The sequence below is a fragment of the Ruminococcus sp. OM06-36AC genome (assembly GCF_003438725.1).
GTDB classification, from domain to species: domain Bacteria; phylum Bacillota; class Clostridia; order Oscillospirales; family Ruminococcaceae; genus Ruminococcus_C; species Ruminococcus_C callidus.
Genome location: NZ_QSTT01000007.1, coordinates 76,455 through 95,637 on the forward strand (window position 1 = coordinate 76,455; position 19,183 = coordinate 95,637).

A 19,183-nucleotide genomic window follows, 5' to 3' on the forward strand; every position below is an offset into this window, starting at 1 on the left:
TAGACGCTCTTTGTGCGGTATTGCCTTAGGTTATTTTATTGAGAGGAAATAAAATCTATGAAAAAAACACTAGCGATGATTTTCGCATTCCTGTTGGCAGCCTATTCCATGCCATATTCGCCGGTATCTGCGACAGAGGGAAAAGGTGATGTCAATGCAGACGGCAAATTTTCCACAGCGGATATAGTTTCTCTGCAAAAGTGGCTTTTGGCAGAGTCAAACACAAAGCTTGCCGACTGGCAGGCGGGAGATTTTTCAGCAGACGAAAAGCTGGACGCACAAGACCTTTGCCTAATGCGACAGGCGTTGGTTTCGCCGGCAGAGAACAGCCCATTGGAAAAACTGGTTGGCATGACATATGCTGATGCCGTTCAGAACGGTTATATTTCCAAATCGGAATACAACTATCAAATCGCAGGAGAACTGAAAAGTGCCATTGAGGAAAAAATGGGCCGTCCGCTGGATTATTCGGTCGATCGATTCTATCTGGTACATTCCGATGCTATTGGCTTATCAGACACCACACAATATCTGTACAATGCCGCAACCAAGGATGTTTATGTGGTCAATACAGAAACCAACATGAATCGGGCAACATGGTACTGGAAGGGCAGCAAGGCAGCGCTTTACGGAATCGATAATAATACGACAGTGCAGAATCAATTCTTAGATGCCATGGAATTTTACGGCATTACGGAGATCTACTACTCTATTGGTGCCAATAAACTGGTGAACAATGCAGACATGGTAGCAACTTTTGTAAAGAATGCCTACGCCCGCAACATGAAAGTTTACCTGCTGACTGGCGAAAAAACATGGCTGTATGAAGATACTTACCAGACCGCCATTTACCGTGTCTTTGACCGTGTAGAAGAATACAACCAATCAGTCGATGCAGATGCTCGAATTGCCGGTGTTTCCTATGATGTAGAAGTCTGGACGAATTCCGAATTTAACTGGAAAAACAATGACAGTGCCCGATACCAACAGATAAAATTTATAGAAACTGCCCAGAAATATGCCGATTCAAAAAATCTGTCGGTGTCTTATTGTCTGCCATTCTGGATTCCGCGGTATACCTATACTGATGATGACGGTACAGTGAAAAACGTCTACGATACAATTACGAAAATTTCCAACAACACCATTTTAATGGCATATCGGGACAGTGCTTCTGCTGTAGAGAAACTGGTAGCACAAGTGCAGACTGGTGCAGAAAAATCGGCTTTGGATTATGCCGAATCCAATGACTGTAATCTGGAAATTGCTCTGCAGGCAGCGGAAACCAGCGAGGGCGATCATGTGACATTCTACGAGGAAGAAAAGGAACATGTCGGATACATCAATTCCGCCATTGCAGAGATGCAGTCGGATTTGGCAGAATATCGCTATCGCACCACTTTTGCCATTCACCAAGCCATTCCCTTGTACGAACATTATCTGACAAAATAAAACAACACCGCACAAAGCAAATTCAGCAGCTTTGTGCGGTGTTCTGATTTACGATTGTTTTTTCTGAAATGCTGTACCAACGGCAAGCCCCAGACAAAATCCGGCGGCTCCGCCAATGCAGATTCCCAGCGGCAAACTTCCGCATAGTAAGCTTCCGCAAGTCACGCCCAACAGCAGTCCAAGGGACACGCCAATGACAATACCGATAAGAACGCATTTTTTCTCCGGAAATTCCTGTTCCGGCAGAATCGTCTTTTTGCGTTTGTGCATACTCATACGCTCAGCTTCTTTTCCATCATCCATACAGTCAGCAGGTAACCCGCTACAGAGCCTGCAATGCAGAGCAGCATAGTCGGCAGATAGATTGCCGGCTGAAACAACACGTGGAGAAAATCTCCCAAGAACACTGTGCTGGATAGTCCGCTTTCCTGTGTGAGCATGATTTCTCCTTCGTTATCCAGACCAGAAGCCAGATGCGTTGTGAACAGTCCGCCCAACATGCTGACCGCATTGATAATCACAAACCAGAGAATCACTGCCAGAATGGTGCGTCCTTTCTGATTGCCCATTACAGTTTTCAGCAGAGTAATCACAACATATGCTGTAATGACCTGGAAAATAAACGAGATCACCATATTCAGAATGTACATTGCCAATCCGAAAAAGTTATAGCCGTTGAACAGAGCATCTTTCAGACCGCTTTCTGTGATCGAAGCATCAAACATGGACAGCAGAGCAACAATCGAAGTCCCATTTCTCTGCAATGCCAGAAAGACATCCACTGCGATCAGCAGGGTAAACAGAACTGTGATCCCCAACAGTGCCAGCAATGTCATGAGCAGCTTTGCTCCAACGATCTGGGCAGCACTCCGGGGCGTGGAAAAGAGCAGATAGCCCGGCTTTTTAGAAATGTCATCGTTGAACATGATAACTCCATAGAGCAAGATTGCCATTGCCCCGAATGCCAGACAGAGCACGCCGCCGATGATTCCCAGAAGCAGTGGTGTTTCAAGCTTGAAGCACCAGCCAACCAGATACAGTAGTTCTACCAGAAGCGTTACGCCGATAATCCCCAGAAAAATCACACGGGAACGGCGGAATTCATATTTTAACAAAGTACCCATAATCAAATTCTCCTTTACGTTATAAAGTTATACAGTCGGATTGACCGGTGGATTCTGCGGAAATGCCGGCTGCGAAACACCGGAAAAATACTCCCGATACAAATCGGAAATCGACTTCCCATACCGTGTGCGAATTTCTTCCAGTTCGCCCTCCAGCACCAGAGAACCGTTAGCCATCATAACGATATGGTCTACGATCGGTTCCAGTTCGTCAAACAGGTGACTGGAAATCAGAATGGTTGCATTGGGATTGGCAGCACGGAGGATACTCTGAATGATCTGGTCACGTCCGATCAGATCAATGCCATTCAGCGGTTCGTCCAGCATGCAGACTTCCGCATTGCGGGAAAGTGTTGCCGCAATTTTCAGCTTTGCCGCCATGCCAGAGGACAACGCCTTGACTTTCAGATCCGGTGTCAGCTGCATGAATTGCAGCAGGGAAGCGAACCGAGATCCGTCGAAATCCTCGAAAAAGTCCGCATAAAACTGTCCCACATCGCGAATCTTCATATAATCATAATAAAATGGCTCCGTGCTCATGTAAGAAATATGCTTTTTGGATTCCACACCAATCGGCATATCCTGATAGGTAACGCTGCCGGTGTTCGCCTTTACCAGACCGGCAGCAGCTTTCATCATTGTGCTTTTTCCGCTGCCGTTGGGACCGACCAGTGCATAGACATGACCGGACTGGAAAGAGATGCTCAGATCGTTGAGAGCCTTTTTCCCGCCGTAAACTTTTGTAACATGTTCAAATTTCAGCATGATGTGCCTTCTTTCTCCTGTTGCTGTGCCTGTGCTTCCAGCAAGTGTATGATTTCTTCTTTGGAAAAATGATAAGTTGCCATCTGGGCGAGAAATTGTGCACTTAGTTTCTCGCCGATCTCCTGCCGCAGCTGCTCCGGCATTTCCGGATTTTCCATGAGGAACGTGCCGATGCCGCGTTTGGTATAGGAGATGCCCTCTGCCTCCAGCTGGCGATAGATTCGCTGTACCGTATTGGGGTTTACTTGGTAGGCAAGAGCAAGTTCTGCATTGGACGGCAGTTTATCGCCTGCCTTTAATTCGCCGATGACAATGCGACGCTTGATGTCTTCAGCGATTTGCAGATAAATGGGGTAGTTTGCCTGAAAGTTCATTTGCCTGCTCCTTTCCAATTGGCTGGGTGACTAGTTCACTAGCTATATAGTACACTATATCTGTAGATTTGTCAAGAGGTTTTTGAAAAAAGTCTGTATTTGCCGGAAATTGCGTAAAAAAACAGCTGTTGCCGCCTGAAAGAACAGACAATAACAGCTGTAAATTACTCTATGTGATATACGTTGTACAGGGCAGTCTTAGGGAAACACTGCATAAAGCCAGCCTGACGGCTTTGCACGCAATCTGCCAAAAAATCTGACTACGCATCTTACGCACAAGCTTTATTCAGTGTTTCCTTAGTCATGCCGCTGTTCCTGATTGGCAAAGGTTTCACAGAATCTTGCTGCAAATGCCGGCTCCTCATGATTGGCAAACAGGTGAGCCGTATCACCGAAAGCATTCATGCGAAACAGTGCCACACCCTTTCGCCGTTCCTCAGTAATCAGAGAAGTAACAGAAGTTGGAGCCGCACAGAAGCCATGCCACAAGATCATAGGGGAAATCCCCAGCAAATGACTTAACATGACGCATGTAACGCCGAAGTGGCAGAAAAACGCCAATGTATCCTCATTGGGAGATACAGCATCATAATAATTGCCGTTCCGGACATATCCGTGCTTTGCCAGTACTTCGTCCAGCCCATTCCAGACACGATTCGCCTCATCGATCACATGTCCTTCCAGCATCGGCAAAGTTTCTGCCCAGCGGATATTGTCATAATATTTCGGTTCTGCGGTCCAGTCAGCAGGAAGCTGATCCCACGGAATACGAGGTTCTCCCGTGTGGAAATCCGGAATCGGTGCATGGAATTCCCGCAGCCACGCCAATTCTTCTGCTTCCCGCCCCATTTTTTTCAGTGTGCAGGAAGCCGTGTCTTTGGCACGTCCCAACGGAGAAACATAAAACGATTGAATTTCCAGTTCTGCCATACGCTGTGCCAGCAGTTCTGCTTCGTGCCAGCCTTTTTCCGTCAAAGAATCTTTTTCATAATCCGGATCACCATGACGAATCAATAAAATTTTCATCAGAAGCCTCCTTTTATGGCAATACCGCACAAAGATTGTGCGACAGATGCGTCGTCAAATTTTTCGTCAGATGAAACAAAAAGCGGAGTGAATACTTGATGTATTCACGAGCATTTTTGTGAAATATGACGAGAAATTTGCAAGCAGATGGCGTACAAAGTCGCCAGACGCTCTTTGTGCGGTATTGCCTTGTGTGCTGTGGTTCATGATTATAGAATGACAACTGCCTGATAGCCCATTTGTGCATATCGTGCTTCCACCACGCTGCGTTTATAGGCAACCAGTCCCTTGCTCTGGTACGGATCATTCATGTAGTAATATTCCGCATCATAGCCCACCAGCACCAGACAATGCTCATGCCGTTTCCAAGTGAACAATTGACCCGTTTCCGGAATGACCCACTGTCTGCCGTTGTCCACATTTACCATGTTAATTGAAGCCCAGACCGCCACTGGAATACCATTGTCAATATAATCCGTCAGCAGGGACGTGAAAGCAGTACCAGTCAGATTCTTTGCAGTCTTGCCGTTTCCAAGAATCTTGTTCATGGCTTTTGTAAGCACCGGAGCATAGCAGCCAAACCCGCTGGAAGAACGCGGATCTCCCACAAACTTGCTGTTGGGGTCTGGTCCGTACTGTATACCGTTTTTCCATGTAAAGCCGCCCTTATCCAGATACTTGTCCACAAAATCGGCAACGCTGACGTTGTAGCCAGCGTTTTGCAACAGCATGACAGCACTGGCACTTTCACAGCCGGTAGGGAATCCACTCTGGCTGATATATTTTACTGACAACTGCCGCTTTGTGATAACGCCGTTGCTATCAGTGGTAATACCATTTACTGTTTTACTGCATTGCAGAATGCCGGTATCGTCCGCAAAAAGGTAAGACTTTCCGTCAATCACCGTGACACCATGAGCCGGAATGCCATCTTTCTGAAAATAATATCTGTTCTTGTCAATGTCCAGCCAGCCGATTGCCATGGAACCGTCTGCCTGAAAATAATAGCTGAAACCATTGGCAGCTTTTTGCCAGCCGATGACCGCAGAACCGTCTGTCCGGAAACAATATCGTTTGCCGTCAATTGTCTGCCAGCCAGTGCAAAGCTGGGCATCTGCTCCGAAATAGTACAGCTTGCCATTTTCTTTCAGCCAGCCAGTCTTTGCAGCACCGTCTGCCTGAAAATAATAGGTGGCACCACTAATGCTTTGCCAACCAGTGACCATAGAACCATTTTTTTCGTCAAAATAATATGTCTGGTTGTTCTGATAGAACCAGCCTCTGTGGAATGCACCGTTATTGTAATAATAACGAGTCGTGCCATCCGGCATCTTCTGCATGCCCTCTTGAATAGCACCGTTTTCTTCCGAGAACGGATAATATTCTCCGTCTACCTGCTCCAGACCAGTATATTTTCCCTTTTCTTCAGAAATATAGTAATTCCGGTTGTTCCAGCTGATCCAGCCGAACGTGATCGCACCGGTTTCCGGATCGTAAAAATACCGCTTACCGTCAACTGTCTGCCAGCCAGTGTGCAACGCTCCGTCTTCATAGAACCAGTAGGGAGCACCGTCGATCTCATGGATCCCGCCTTTCAGCACTGCACCATCTGCTTCGGCGTAGTAGATCGGGCTGCCTTCTTCCGCACGAAAGAAACCGGTCTGCAAAACACCGTCTGCATTGAAGAAATACCGGCGGGAAATGTTGTTATTCTCCAAAACCAGCCAACCGGTTTGTTTACCAGTGTCTTCCTGAATGTAATACCGGCTGCCGTTCCAATCCAGCCAGCCGAACTGTGATTCCCCAGTCTCTTTGTCATAGTAGTACCGATTCCCATTGACAGTCTGCCAGCCGGTAAGCAGTACACCACTTTCCGAAAACACGTAATATTTTCCGTCAATTTCCTGTGTGCCAGTCAGCTTATTGCCATCGGTATCATAGTAAATAATAGAACCGTCCGCCTGATGCACCCAGCCTGTAGTCAACTGCTCCGACTGTGTTGTTGCGGTGGCAACCGGCGGGATCGTTTCTATTGTTTCATCTGCATACGCAGGAGTTGTCAGAAGCGACAATCCCAGAATCGCCGCGGCAACAGTTCCTGTCCCAATCCATATTTTTTGCATGTGATGCATGAGTGTATCCTTTCGCTGTCCATGTTGCATGTAAATGTTTCTAATTACTATTATACGAGAACAAAATTGCGTTGTCAATGCTTTGCGAATTTTCAGCATATTTCTCAAAAATGAGTAGGGTTTTCACCAGAAAAGCTGTCACTTTTTCAGGAATCCAGAATCGGAAAATCGTTCTTTCCGCCTTGACATTTTCACATCTTTCTGCTATGATAGATACTGGACAGTATTCCCCATGGGAAATTGTACTATTCTCTGTTTGGAGGAATTGATTTATGAAACAAACGGTACAGACGCTTCAGGCGATGAAAGAACGGGGAGAAAAAATTGCGATGCTCACCTGTTATGACTACACCACCGCGAAGCTGATGGACGAAGCCGGCATGGATATGCTGTTAGTCGGCGACTCGCTGGGGAATGTAATCCTCGGCTATTCCGACACCATTTCTGTGACTATGGAAGACATGATCCACCATACCGCTGCGGTTTCCAGAGGTGTACAGAATGCTATGGTTGTAGCAGACATGCCGTTTTTGTCCTATCAGACCTCTGTTTATGACGCAGTTGTCAATGCCGGCAGGCTGATGAAAGAGGGCAGAGCCGGTGCTGTGAAGCTGGAGGGCGGCAAGCTGGTATGTGAACAGATTCGTGCCATTGTCAACGCTTCCATTCCGGTAGTAGCACATCTGGGCATGACGCCACAGTCTGTCAACACGCTGGGCGGATTCAAAGTGCAGGGCAAAACTGCTGATGCAGCAAGGCAGCTGCTGGAAGATGCCAAAGCGGTAGAGGAAGCCGGAGCCTTTGCATTAGTCATGGAGTGTGTGCCGGCAAAGCTGGCTGCATTGGTCACCAAGACACTGCATATTCCCACAATTGGCATTGGTGCCGGAGCAGGCTGCGACGGACAGGTACTGGTATATCAGGACATGCTGGGCATGTTCTCAGACTACCGTCCGAAGTTTGTCCGGAAATTTGCCGAAGTCGGAAAAGTGATGCAGGAAGCATTCGCGTCGTACCGCAGTGAAATACAAGAGGGGAATTTTCCCACAGAAGAACATTCGTTTGCCATTTCTGACGAAGTAATGGCACAGCTGGAACAGGAGGCACAAGCATGAAAATCGTAGAAACAGTTGCAGAAGTACAGGAACAAGTCAAGGCTTGGCGAAAAGAAGGACTGACCGTCGGATTGGTTCCTACCATGGGTTACCTGCACGAAGGACATCAGAGCCTGATTGCGAAAGCCTGTGCACAGAACAACCGTGTTGTGGTCAGCGTCTTTGTCAATCCGACCCAGTTCGGACCCAACGAAGATCTGGAAAGCTATCCGCGGGATCTGGAACACGATGCTGCACTCTGCGAGAGTACTGGTGCCGCACTGATCTTCCACCCTACACCGGAAGAAATGTATCCCAAGGGCTTTTGCAGCTTTGTGGATATGGACGTTCTCACCAAAGAGCTCTGTGGCTTGAGCCGTCCGGTACACTTCCGCGGTGTCTGCACCGTTGTGTCCAAGCTGCTGCATATCGTCCAGCCGGACAAAGCCTATTTCGGCGAAAAAGATGCCCAGCAGCTGGCGGTTATCCGCCGTATGGTGCTGGATTTGAATATGAACGTAGAAATCGTCGGCTGCCCTATTGTGCGGGAAAGTGATGGTCTGGCAAAGAGTTCCAGAAACACTTACCTTAGTCCTGCGGAACGCAAAGCCGCACTGGTGTTAAGCAAGAGCATTTTTGCCGGAAAGCAGCTGGCAGAAGCCGGAGAAACTGATGCAGCAAAGCTGGTACAGGCAATGACCAAGATTATCGAAGCCGAGCCGCTGGCAAAAATCGATTATGTAAAAGTTGTTGACCTGATGACTATGCAGCAGATTCCGAAGCTGGACAGACCGTTTCTGGCAGCAATTGCGGTTTATATCGGAAAGACACGTCTGATCGACAACTTCATGATGCAGGCAGGAGGTACCGCTGAATGAATATCACCATGCTGAAAGGCAAGATTCACCGTGCTACTGTAACACAGGCAGAACTGAATTATGTGGGCAGCATCACTGTGGATGCAGATTTGCTGGACGCTGCCGGCATTCTGGAATATGAAGCGGTACAGGTGGTCAACATCGCAAATGGCAACCGCTTTTTGACATATACCATTGCCGGTGAACGTGGCAGCGGTGTGATCTGCCTGAACGGTGCTGCTGCACGACAGGCACAGACCGGCGATAAGGTGATTTTGATGTCCTATGCTCAGGTAACACCGGAAGAAGCCAAAACCATGCAGCCGAAAGTTGTTCTGGTGGACGAGCACAACGCCGTGGCAAAAATCTCCCACTATGAAAAACACGGCGAACTGGCATAAGGCGGTGAGAACATGCTGCAGGGAAAAACAGTCGTTCTCGGCGTAACCGGAAGCATTGCGGCTTATAAGATCGCTTCTCTTGCCAGCAAACTGGTAAAGCTGCATGCTGATGTGCATGTGCTGATGACACAGAACGCAACAAATTTTATTACGCCGATCACTTTTGAAACACTGACCGGAAACAAATGTCTGATCGATACCTTTGACCGAAACTTTCAGTTTGATGTGGCACATGTCAGTTTGGCAAAAAAAGCAGATGTCATGCTGATTGCACCGGCTTCCGCCAACGTGATCGGAAAAATCGCCAACGGAATCGCTGATGACATGTTGACCACAACTGTTATGGCAAGCACCGCACCGGTGTTGATTTCGCCTGCCATGAATACTCACATGTACGAGAATCCCATTGTGCAGGACAACCTGCAAAAGCTGGAACGATTCGGTTACAAAATCATTGCACCGGCTGTGGGAATGCTGGCGTGCCATGACGTGGGAGCGGGAAAAATGCCGGAACCGGAAATGCTTCTGGATTGGATTCTGCGGGAAATCGCCTGCAAAAAAGACTTGCAGGGCAAAAAGATACTGGTCACTGCGGGGCCAACACAAGAAGCTGTAGATCCGGTGCGTTACCTGACAAACCATTCCACCGGTAAAATGGGATATGCACTGGCACGATGTGCCATGCTCCGCGGAGCAGATGTGACACTGGTAACTGGTCCTACGGCAATCACACCGCCGCCTTTTGTACAAACTGTTGCTGTGACCTCTGCAGAGGAAATGTATCAGGAAGTGACCAAACGGGCTGCGGAACAGAATGCCATTATTATGGCGGCTGCTGTGGCAGACTACCGTCCGGCAACAGTTTCTGCGGAAAAACAGAAAAAACAGGCAGGAGATGCAGTCTTACCGCTTTCCCGTACAAAGGACATTCTGGCATATCTGGGCGAACATAAGCCAGCAGGACAGTTTCTCTGCGGCTTCTCTATGGAAACCCAGCACATGCTGGAAAATTCCAGAGCCAAACTGAAGCGAAAACACTTGGATATGATCTGTGCCAACAATCTAAAAGTTGCTGGTGCCGGCTTTGGCACCGATACCAACGTAGTAACACTGATACAGGCTCAAAAAGAACAAGAATTGCCGCTGCAATCCAAGGAAGCTGTGGGACACGCAATTTTAGATGTCATTGCAAAGACGTTATCATAAGGAAGCACTGCATAAAGCCCGCCTGACGGCTTTGCACGCAATCTGCCTGCGGAATTTCTGTGCAATCTGCGGAAAAATCTGACTACACATCTTACGCACAAGCTTTATGCAGTGTTTCCATAACAAAAAAGTCTTGCAATTCCAAAGAAAACATGCTATAATATCATTTATCCGTAGGAGTTTATTTTACCTTCCAGTTCGCTCTGAAAGATACAAGGCAAACTCTGCTGGCACTCCGAAAAGGGGATGCCGAAAAAATCAGCAGAATCGGCAAATTGCCGAGTTCTCACAGAAAGGCAATGCAATATGAAAAAACGTAGTTTAAAATTTCTGGCACTGGGCATCAGTGCTGTTATGATGATGGGAACCCTCGGAGCCTGCGGTTCGTCCAAGTCGGATTCTTCTACAGCAGACGGCAGTTCTTTTGTCATCACACTGTATCCGGACGAAGCACCGATCACTTGTGAAAACTTTGAAAAGCTGGTCAAGGACGGCTTTTATGACGGTCTGAAGTTCCACCGTGTAGTAGATGGTTTTATGGCACAGGGCGGCGATCCGAGCGGTGACGGTACCGGCGGCAGCTCTGAAACGATCAAGGGCGAATTCTCTCAAAACGGCGTAGAAAACAATCTTTCTCATACCCGTGGTGTAGTTTCCATGGCAAGATCCAACGATCCGGACAGTGCTTCCAGCCAGTTCTTCATCTGCTATTCTGATGATGACACATTTCTGGACGGACAATATGCTGCATTCGGAAAAGTTACCGAAGGTATGGACGTAGTAGATTCTTTCCTGAAGGTAGAGCGTTCTCTGGGTTCAGATGGTGCACAGTCCTCACCGAATCAGGACATTGTTATGGAAAAGGTAAAAATGATTGACGACGATTCTGACGGCAATCCCCGCGTAGAAATCACCATGAATGATTTTCTGAACGAATAAGTCATTTTTATTGTTCAAAAGAATGATTTGCAGCAGGCACGTATCCATTTGATCGTGCCTGCTGTTCTGTCACAAGCTAGGAGGAAAGCAATTATGCATAACGTTGCACGTTTTTTTGAAACCATGCAGAACAGCCGCGTGGCATTTATCGGAACCGGTGTTACAAATGGAGATATTATCCGCCTGTTCCGCAAAAAGGGCATTGATGTTACTCTGCTGGACCGCAAGAATCCGGAACAGCTGGGAAAAGTCTACACAGAATTTGAATCTCTCGGAGTCAAATTCTGTCTGGGGGACAGCTATCTGGATTCTCTGACTGATTATGATGTAGTTTTCCGTTCACCAGGCATGTACTATCACAACGAAAAATTGCAGGAAGCACGCAAAAAGGGCGTTGTTATCACCTCCGAAATGGAAGTATTCTTCTCTCTCTGTCCGTGCAAGATCTATGCCGTGACCGGTTCAGACGGTAAGACTACAACCACCACACTGATCTCAGAGTTCCTGTCCCGTGCTGGTTTTCGTGTACACAAGGGCGGCAATATTGGTCGTGCTCTGCTGCCGATTATTGAAGAAATCCGCGAAGATGATGTGGCTGTCGTAGAACTTTCCAGCTTCCAGCTGCTGTCCATGCGGCAGTCGCCGGACGTTGCAGTCATTACCAATATTGCTCCGAATCATCTGGACGTACACGGCACGATGGAAGAATATATCTATGCCAAAACCAATCTGATTGCACATCAGGATGCATTCTCCAGAACCATTCTGAATCTGGACAACGAACCCACTATGCATCTGGCATCAATGGTTCGCGGCACGCTGACTACGTTTTCCCGCAGAACCAAACCGGAATTCGGCACCTATCTGCGGGAAGATGGTATGCTGTGCTTTACCAAAGACGGCAAGGACACACCGGTTGTCAACATGAATGACATTCGGATTCCGGGCATGCACAATGTAGAAAACTACCTGGCTGCGATCAATGCCGTATGGGGCACAGTTTCTGTCGAAGATATACAGTATGTGGCAAAGAATTTCGGCGGTGTAGAACATCGTATCGAATTCGTCCGCGAACTGGACGGTGTCAAGTGGTACAATGACAGCATTGCCACCAGTCCGACACGTGTACTGGCTGGACTGCGTTCTTTCCAACAGAAACTGATTGTCATTATGGGCGGATATGATAAGAAGATCCCCTTTGAGCCAATGGCAGATACCGTCTGCAAACAGGTGAAGCTGGTATTGCTCATGGGCGTAACCGCAGATAAAATCGAAGCAGCGATCCGCAGCAGCCAGTTCTATCAGGAAGGTGCTCCGGAGCTGGTACATGTTGGCTCCATGGAAGAAGCAGTACAGGAGGCAAGAAAACGTGCCAAGACGGGGGATATTGTTACACTGTCGCCGGCTTGTGCAAGCTTCGACCTCTATCCGAACTTTGAAGCAAGAGGAATCCACTATAAAAATCTGGTAAAGGAGCTGCACTGACATGGATTTGTTGAATTTGCTGGAACAGCTGACAGCAGCTTCCGGCGTGTCCGGCAGTGAAAACAGCATTGCTGCGGTGGCTCAGGAACTGCTGATACCGTACTGTGACACTGTTGAACAGCGACAGGGAAATGTCATTGGCATACTGGGCGAACGCCAAAGCGGCAAGCCACATGTGCTGTTAGATGCCCATATGGATCAGGTGGGCTTTCTGGTCACTGCGATTACAGAGGACGGTTTTGTCCGTGTTGGAAATGCCGGCGGGTTGGACTGTCGGTTCATGCCAGCACAGCGTGTCGTAATTCATGGAAAACAGGACGTTGCCGGTGTGATTTGCTGTATGCCGCCGCACTTGCAGAACGGCGAAGAACATGTGCTCTCTGTCACAGAACTTGCAATTGATACCGGATATACCAAAGAAGAACTGGAGCAACTGGTAGAAGCAGGAGATACTGTTTCTTTCGATATGCCGCTTGTACCGCTGCAATCCGATTTTGTATGCAGCCGTTCTCTGGACGACCGCTGCGGCATGGCTTCTATTCTCTATGCTCTGTTTCTGATACAGGGAGAAGAACTGCCATGCAGCTGCTCCATTCTGTTTTCCACACAGGAAGAAACCAGCGAACGCGGTGCCACGATCGGTGCCTATGACATTGAGCCGGATATTGCCCTCGCTGTAGATGTGACATTTGCACTGGAACACAACGGTGATGCCACAAAATGCGGCAGCATGGGAAAAGGTCCGATGATCGGCATTTCTCCTTCTCTTTCCCGTAAAGTTACTGATGATTTAATTGCAGCAGCAGATGCAGAAAAAATCGCATGGCAGCCGGAAGTGATGTCCGGCAGAACTGGTACCAATGCAGACTGCTTTTCTGTCACAAAGGGCGGCGTTTGTGCCGGAACGGTATCCATACCGCTGCGGTATATGCACACACCGGCAGAAGTAATTCAGATCTCTGATGTGAAAAAAACCGGTGAACTGCTGGCTGCTTACCTTAGGAGGTGCGGAACATGCTGAACCATTTTGAAACCCTTTGTAATCTCTGTGCATCGTCCGGTGACGAATCAGAAGTTCGCAATTATATTCTCTCTGTCCTGCGGGAACGAAAAGATGTTACGTGGGAAATCGACCCGCTGGGCAGTTTGCTGGTACAAAAACAGGGAAAAAAACGTGCTCCGCACAAGCTGATGATCAGTGCCCATATGGACGAAGTCGGCATGATCGTCACTCACGTCAACTCCGACAGCACATACTGTCTGGAAGCAGTCGGCGGCGTAGATGCATCAGTTGCACTGGGACGGCAAGTGCTGGTCGGTGAAGAACATCTGCATGGTGTAATCGGTGCAAAGCCGGTGCACCTGTTGTCTGCGGACGAAAAGAAAAAATTGCCCAAGTGGGACGAACTTGTTTTGGATATGGGTATTCTGCCGGAAGCAGAACGGCGGACAGCAGCCCGCGAGGGAACTTATGTCTATTTCGCTCCAAACTTTACCCGCATGGGAAAAAGCCGTGTTTGCAGCAAGGCAATTGATGACCGTGCAGGTTGTGCTATGCTGCTGCACCTGCTGGAGCAGGAAGCCCCCTACGATTTTACCGCTGCTTTTCTGGTGCAGGAAGAAATCGGACTGCGTGGGGCAAAAGCGGCAGCCTATACAGTCAATCCGGAATTTGCTCTGGTTCTGGAAGCCACCACTGCCGCAGACATTGCCGGTGCAGAGGGTGATGCAAAAGTGTGCAGTCTGGGCGAAGGTCCGGTAATATCCTTTATGGATCGCGGTGCAATTTATGATAAGGAATTATACCGTCTGGCATTTTCCATCTGCGAAAAAAACAAGATTCCGTGCCAAACCAAATCCCGCATTGCCGGCGGAAATGACAGCGGTGCAATTCATGTCAGCCGCGGTGGTGTACGGACACTGGCAATATCTTTGCCTTGCCGTTATCTGCATTCGCCGTCTTGTCTGGCGGATTTGAAAGACCTTGATGCTTGCACGGCTTTGCTGCCGCTGCTGATAAAATCCATAATGGAAGAAGTTTCATCGATATGATACAACAAATCACTGCATTTTCAGCATCGGAAACCGCAATTCTAGAACAAAGCTGGCGTGGCAGACAAATGCTTGCCTATCAGAAAGCATACGGCGGCAACTACGATTTCTGCCGCTTCTTTCGGGTGACAGGCTGTGGCGGCACTGGCTGGCTGTTTTTGTTTAATGCAACCCTGCTGATCTGCACCGAAGGAGATGTGCCGGAAGAAGAAATCTGCACATTCACTGCTATGCATCTGCCATTTCGGGTGGAGTGTCCGGCATCGTTGCTGCCGATCCTATCGCAGATTCCAAACTATCAAAAACTCCACCGTTCCACATTTCAGCTAACGCCTTCAGAGCCCTCACCGGCATTCTGTCCAGAGGACATTAATGACACGCCCAAGCTGCAAGATGTTTATCAGATCTTGCAGGAAGGATTTCCCAATTTGTTGGAATATTCGCTCTGGCTGACAGACGTTTCGCATCGCTGCCGTCACCATATGAGTCAGGTGCTGACCTATAAGAATAGTTCTACGCTGACACTGGTGTACGACTGGAAAGGATATGTGCTGGTGGGACAAGTTGCCACAAAACTTGCACAGCGTGGCAGCGGTTATGCACGGGATTTCCTGCGGTGGATCGCTGGAGAGCTGGCACGAGAGGGCAAACAGGCTGCTCTGTTTGCATTGGATGTGCGAATCAGTTTTTATCGGGAAATCGGATTTCAGGAAATTGAATCGGAATATGTACTGGAACGACAGGATATTCCCAAAGAACAGCAAGAAAAAGGAGCACTGTAAGCTATGCAGATTCAAAAATTTTTCCCCATTGACGACAGGCTTGCTGCGGCAGCAGAAGCCGCAGAGAAAAGCTGTGCAGCCGACTTTGCCAGAATCGAGGATAACGCTGCCTATAATGGTGCCAAAGTCTTGGCTGCTTTCCAGAAAAGCCGTGTCAGTGAACCTTGTTTCTATGGCACAACTGGTTATGGCTATGGCGATCAGGGCAGAGAGGTTCTGGATAAAGTCGTAGCAACTGCATTTGGCACAGAAGATGCACTGGTACGGCATAATTTTGTTTCCGGTACGCACGCTCTGACAGTGGCACTGTTTGGTATTCTCCGTACAGGAGATACGATGGTTTCTCTGACTGGCAGACCTTACGACACATTAGAGGGCGTAATCGGATTGAACGACGATACCCAGAGTGGCTCTCTGAAAAATTTCGGCGTGACCTATCGGGAAGTGCCGCTTTTGAAAGACGGTACACCGGATTATGAGGCAGTTCCTGATGCCGTTCGCGGAGCAAAAGTTGCCTATATTCAGCGTTCCCGTGGGTACTCTCTACGACCGGCACTGACTGTAGCACAAATCCAACGGCTGGCAGAACTGGTTCGCAGCACAAATCCAGACGCAGTCATTATGGTGGATAACTGCTACGGCGAATTCGTAGAAACCAGCGAGCCGGTAGAAGTTGGCTGTGATCTGATGATCGGTTCCATGATTAAAAATGTTGGCGGCGGTATTGCCCGCACCGGCGGCTATATTGCCGGAAAGGAAGCCCTTGTGCAGCAGTGTGCGGAGCGTCTGACCTGCATCGGTATGGGCAAGGAAGTAGGCTGTTCACTGGACATGAATCGGGAATTGTATCTCGGCTTCTTCCATGCACCGGATACCACGGCAAATGCATTAAAAACCGCAGACTTTGCAGCTGCTCTGTTCGGCAGCTTTGGCTTCTCCTGCCACCCACCAGTAGGTACAACACGTGGGGACATTGTAGAAGCGATCTGTCTGGGGGATGAAGCACATCTGACTGCATTTTGTCAGGGAATCCAGCAGGGTTCTCCCGTGGATTCCTTTGTAGTACCAGAGGCGTGGGATATGCCAGGCTATACCAGTAAAGTCATCATGGCAGCTGGTGCGTTTACCATGGGAGCCTCCATTGAATTGTCTGCTGATGCTCCGATTCGGGAGCCATTTGCAGTCTGGATGCAGGGTGGCATGACCTATACTTCCGGAAAGATCGGCGTGCTTCTGGCAGCACAAAAGATGTTGGATCAAGGATTGATTTCACTCTGATACCGAAAAACAGTATCAAATCTATTACAAATGGATACAATTTGAACAGGATCAAATGAAATTTCAGGGAAAACAGTTGACATCGCTTAGAGTTGCTGGTAAAATATAATTTGCAGAATTTGAATTCCTAACAGATTTCCAAATCCAGGAATTTTAATAATAAAACCTGCCGAACCAAAAAACAGGAGGTATCGCTTTGGGAGAACGGAAATTATGCTATGGCTGCATGGAACGCACAGAATTTTCTGGCGGAGTCTGCCCCAATTGTGGATATTACGACAACGCTCCGAGTGACCCGTCTTTTATCATTCCGGGAACAAAACTCAATAATCGTTATATTGTCGGTGTGACACTGTCTGTCAACGGAGAAGGTATCACTTATCTTGCATATGACCAATCCATTGGCTGTAAAGTGTATCTGCGGGAATATATGCCACCAAATCTGTGCAATCGTGTCAGCGGTTCACCTGTGATCAGCGTGATTCCGGCACGGCTCGCACAATATAAGGCACTGATGGCAGAATTCACCGAACTGCATAAATCACTGGCACGGCTTCGCGGACAAGTGCATGTCAATACAGTGGTAGACCTGTTTGCAGAAAACAATACTACTTATGTGGTAGATGAATATATCCAGAGTGTCCGCTTTGTAGACTATCTGAAAGATAATGCCGGGGAATTGACATGGGGACAGCTTTCACATATGCTACCGCCGCTGCTGACAACACTGAGTCTGCTACACAATTCCGGCGTAGTGCACCGTGCAATTTCACCAGATACTATTTATGTAACAGATAAGGGCGAATTGCTGCTGACAGCATTTTCTATTGCCGCAGTCCGCACTGCCAATACGGAACTGGAATGCGAAATTTACAATGGATACGCTGCACCGGAACAGTACTCTGCCAACGGACAGCAGGGCACATGGACAGATGTCTATGCTGTATGCGCGGTCATTTACAGAGTTCTGACCGGCTCTATGCCGCCCTCTGCAATCAGCCGTATGGAAAATGACAATCTGGTTGCACCGGCAGTTCTGAACCCTAACATTCCTCGTCATGTTTCCAATGTAATCATGCAGGGACTGAACCTGAACGGAACAGAACGTACCAAAACGGTAACCGAATTGGTAACTCGTTTGTTTGATGAACATGCAGAGGAAGAAGATGCCATTTATGGCGGTTTCGACAATGGTGGCTACGGACAGCAACCATATGCAAACCAGCAGCCTTATGCAGATGAACCGTATTCGGAATATCCGGAACAGCCTTATGATGACCAGAACTATCCGAATTATGATACTGGCTATTCTGATGATTACGCTTATGATGATTATCAGGAAGAAGATAATTATCGCCAGCCGCAAAAGGCAGGAGCAGTAGATCGTCTGCGTGTTCCGATCATTGTGGGAATTGTCTTGCTGTTGATTTTGCTGATTGTAGTATTCGTGGTAGCTGGTGACCTGTTCAAAGGAGATTCTTCCGAATCCAGTAAAACTACAACAGCAATTTCTGAAACTACTGCTGTTTCTGAAACACAGGAAGTGACTACAACGGCAGCAGTGGGTGACAGTGTCATGCCGCAGCTTCTGGGAAAGAACTTTGAGAATGCTAAAACGCAATACGCTTCGTGGATCACATTTGATGCGGAGGAAGTATTCAGTGACCAGTATGCTGCCGGACAGATTTGCTGGCAGGAATATGAAGTAGGCGATACTTTTGATTCATCTAAAAAAGTAAAAGTACAAGTCAGCAAGGGCTCCGCAACAGTTGAGATTCCGTCTTACTCCGGAAGCGGACACAACTCTTACGGAGAAAAACTGGACGAACTCAACATTCCTTATACCGAATCTGCAGAGAGCAGTTCCGGCTATAGCAACGGCAGTGTCATCCGTATTGTTGTAACGAAAAACGGACAGGAAACCGATCTGGGGGCAGGAGATTCGATCAATCTGAACGACAAGTATCAGGTCATCGTATATTATGCCTATAATCCGGAACCGGAAACGACTGCACCACCGGAAACAGAACCTGTAGAAGAAACCACAGCTGCTCTTGCAGAAACTGTACCGGAACAACTGCCTGCTACAGAACCAGCTCAAACCGCAGCACCAGCACAGTAATTCGGTTTTGAAAATTCAATAAATTAAAAAGGCGGAGCAAGTGAAATGCTCCCCTTTTGTTAGACAATATGGTATAATAGAAATATACCAATTA

At 48.0% G+C, this 19,183-nt stretch carries 18 protein-coding genes; 12 read left to right on the top strand and 6 right to left on the bottom strand.

Features of this window, described 5'->3' with window-relative positions:
* Window positions 1-57 precede the first annotated feature (57 nt).
* Window positions 58-1,452: a dockerin type I repeat-containing protein gene (locus DXB92_RS07220; protein WP_117733356.1), complete on the top strand. Its 1,395-nt coding sequence runs from the start codon at window positions 58-60 to the stop codon at window positions 1,450-1,452.
* Window positions 1,453-1,500: 48 nt separating this feature from the next.
* On the opposite strand, the gene DXB92_RS07225 is transcribed toward DXB92_RS07220, so the two are convergent.
* The 6 genes from DXB92_RS07225 to DXB92_RS07250 form a co-directional block, all read right to left on the bottom strand.
* Window positions 1,501-1,728, bottom strand: coding sequence for a hypothetical protein (locus DXB92_RS07225; RefSeq protein ID WP_117733357.1), 228 nt, complete (start codon window positions 1,726-1,728; stop codon window positions 1,501-1,503).
* Complete coding sequence (locus DXB92_RS07230) at window positions 1,725-2,576, bottom strand: hypothetical protein (protein ID WP_117733358.1); 852 nt, start codon at window positions 2,574-2,576, stop codon at window positions 1,725-1,727. The genes DXB92_RS07225 and DXB92_RS07230 overlap by 4 nt, the downstream gene beginning before the upstream one ends.
* Before the next feature lie 27 nt (window positions 2,577-2,603).
* Window positions 2,604-3,341: an ABC transporter ATP-binding protein gene (locus tag DXB92_RS07235; RefSeq protein ID WP_117733359.1), complete on the bottom strand. Its 738-nt coding sequence runs from the start codon at window positions 3,339-3,341 to the stop codon at window positions 2,604-2,606.
* Entirely contained in the window at window positions 3,335-3,715 is a 381-nt protein-coding gene (locus tag DXB92_RS07240) for a GntR family transcriptional regulator (RefSeq protein WP_021682182.1), read from the bottom strand. The genes DXB92_RS07235 and DXB92_RS07240 overlap by 7 nt, the downstream gene beginning before the upstream one ends.
* 297 nt (window positions 3,716-4,012) lie before the next feature.
* Window positions 4,013-4,741 (bottom strand): histidine phosphatase family protein, encoded by a 729-nt coding sequence (locus DXB92_RS07245; protein ID WP_117733360.1) that lies wholly within the window; start codon window positions 4,739-4,741, stop codon window positions 4,013-4,015.
* Between the two features lie 209 nt (window positions 4,742-4,950).
* On the bottom strand, window positions 4,951-6,864 hold the full coding sequence (locus DXB92_RS07250; RefSeq protein WP_181976963.1) for a C39 family peptidase: 1,914 nt from the start codon (window positions 6,862-6,864) through the stop codon (window positions 4,951-4,953).
* 281 nt (window positions 6,865-7,145) lie between these two features.
* On the opposite strand from DXB92_RS07250, the gene panB reads away from it, so the two are divergent.
* From panB to DXB92_RS07305, 11 genes are all read left to right on the top strand, one after another.
* A complete protein-coding gene (gene panB, locus DXB92_RS07255) occupies window positions 7,146-7,988 on the top strand; it encodes a 3-methyl-2-oxobutanoate hydroxymethyltransferase (RefSeq protein ID WP_117733362.1) in 843 nt (280 codons plus the stop codon).
* Window positions 7,985-8,845 (top strand): pantoate--beta-alanine ligase, encoded by an 861-nt coding sequence (panC, locus tag DXB92_RS07260; protein ID WP_117733363.1) that lies wholly within the window; start codon window positions 7,985-7,987, stop codon window positions 8,843-8,845. The genes panB and panC overlap by 4 nt, the downstream gene beginning before the upstream one ends.
* A complete protein-coding gene (panD, locus tag DXB92_RS07265; RefSeq protein ID WP_021682188.1) occupies window positions 8,842-9,225 on the top strand; it encodes an aspartate 1-decarboxylase in 384 nt (127 codons plus the stop codon). The genes panC and panD overlap by 4 nt, the downstream gene beginning before the upstream one ends.
* Before the next feature lie 12 nt (window positions 9,226-9,237).
* The gene (gene coaBC, locus DXB92_RS07270; protein WP_117733364.1) at window positions 9,238-10,431 is read left to right on the top strand and encodes a bifunctional phosphopantothenoylcysteine decarboxylase/phosphopantothenate--cysteine ligase CoaBC; all 1,194 of its coding nucleotides are present in this window, start codon (window positions 9,238-9,240) and stop codon (window positions 10,429-10,431) included.
* Between the two features lie 306 nt (window positions 10,432-10,737).
* Entirely contained in the window at window positions 10,738-11,370 is a 633-nt protein-coding gene (locus DXB92_RS07275; protein WP_021682190.1) for a peptidylprolyl isomerase, read from the top strand.
* 93 nt (window positions 11,371-11,463) lie between these two features.
* Entirely contained in the window at window positions 11,464-12,855 is a 1,392-nt protein-coding gene (gene murD, locus DXB92_RS07280) for a UDP-N-acetylmuramoyl-L-alanine--D-glutamate ligase (RefSeq protein WP_117733365.1), read from the top strand.
* A 1-nt stretch (window position 12,856) separates the two neighbouring features.
* Window positions 12,857-13,876: a M42 family metallopeptidase gene (locus DXB92_RS07285; RefSeq protein ID WP_117733366.1), complete on the top strand. Its 1,020-nt coding sequence runs from the start codon at window positions 12,857-12,859 to the stop codon at window positions 13,874-13,876.
* Window positions 13,870-14,907, top strand: coding sequence for a M42 family peptidase (locus tag DXB92_RS07290; protein ID WP_117733367.1), 1,038 nt, complete (start codon window positions 13,870-13,872; stop codon window positions 14,905-14,907). Before DXB92_RS07285 ends, DXB92_RS07290 begins: the two co-directional genes overlap by 7 nt.
* The gene (locus tag DXB92_RS07295) at window positions 14,904-15,689 is read left to right on the top strand and encodes an N-acetyltransferase (protein WP_117733368.1); all 786 of its coding nucleotides are present in this window, start codon (window positions 14,904-14,906) and stop codon (window positions 15,687-15,689) included. The genes DXB92_RS07290 and DXB92_RS07295 overlap by 4 nt, the downstream gene beginning before the upstream one ends.
* A 3-nt stretch (window positions 15,690-15,692) precedes the next feature.
* Window positions 15,693-16,967, top strand: a complete 1,275-nt coding sequence (locus tag DXB92_RS07300; RefSeq protein ID WP_021682195.1) for a methionine gamma-lyase family protein — start codon at window positions 15,693-15,695, stop codon at window positions 16,965-16,967.
* 196 nt (window positions 16,968-17,163) lie between these two features.
* Window positions 17,164-19,089: a protein kinase gene (locus DXB92_RS07305; protein WP_117733369.1), complete on the top strand. Its 1,926-nt coding sequence runs from the start codon at window positions 17,164-17,166 to the stop codon at window positions 19,087-19,089.
* The last annotated feature ends 94 nt before the right edge of the window (window positions 19,090-19,183 follow it).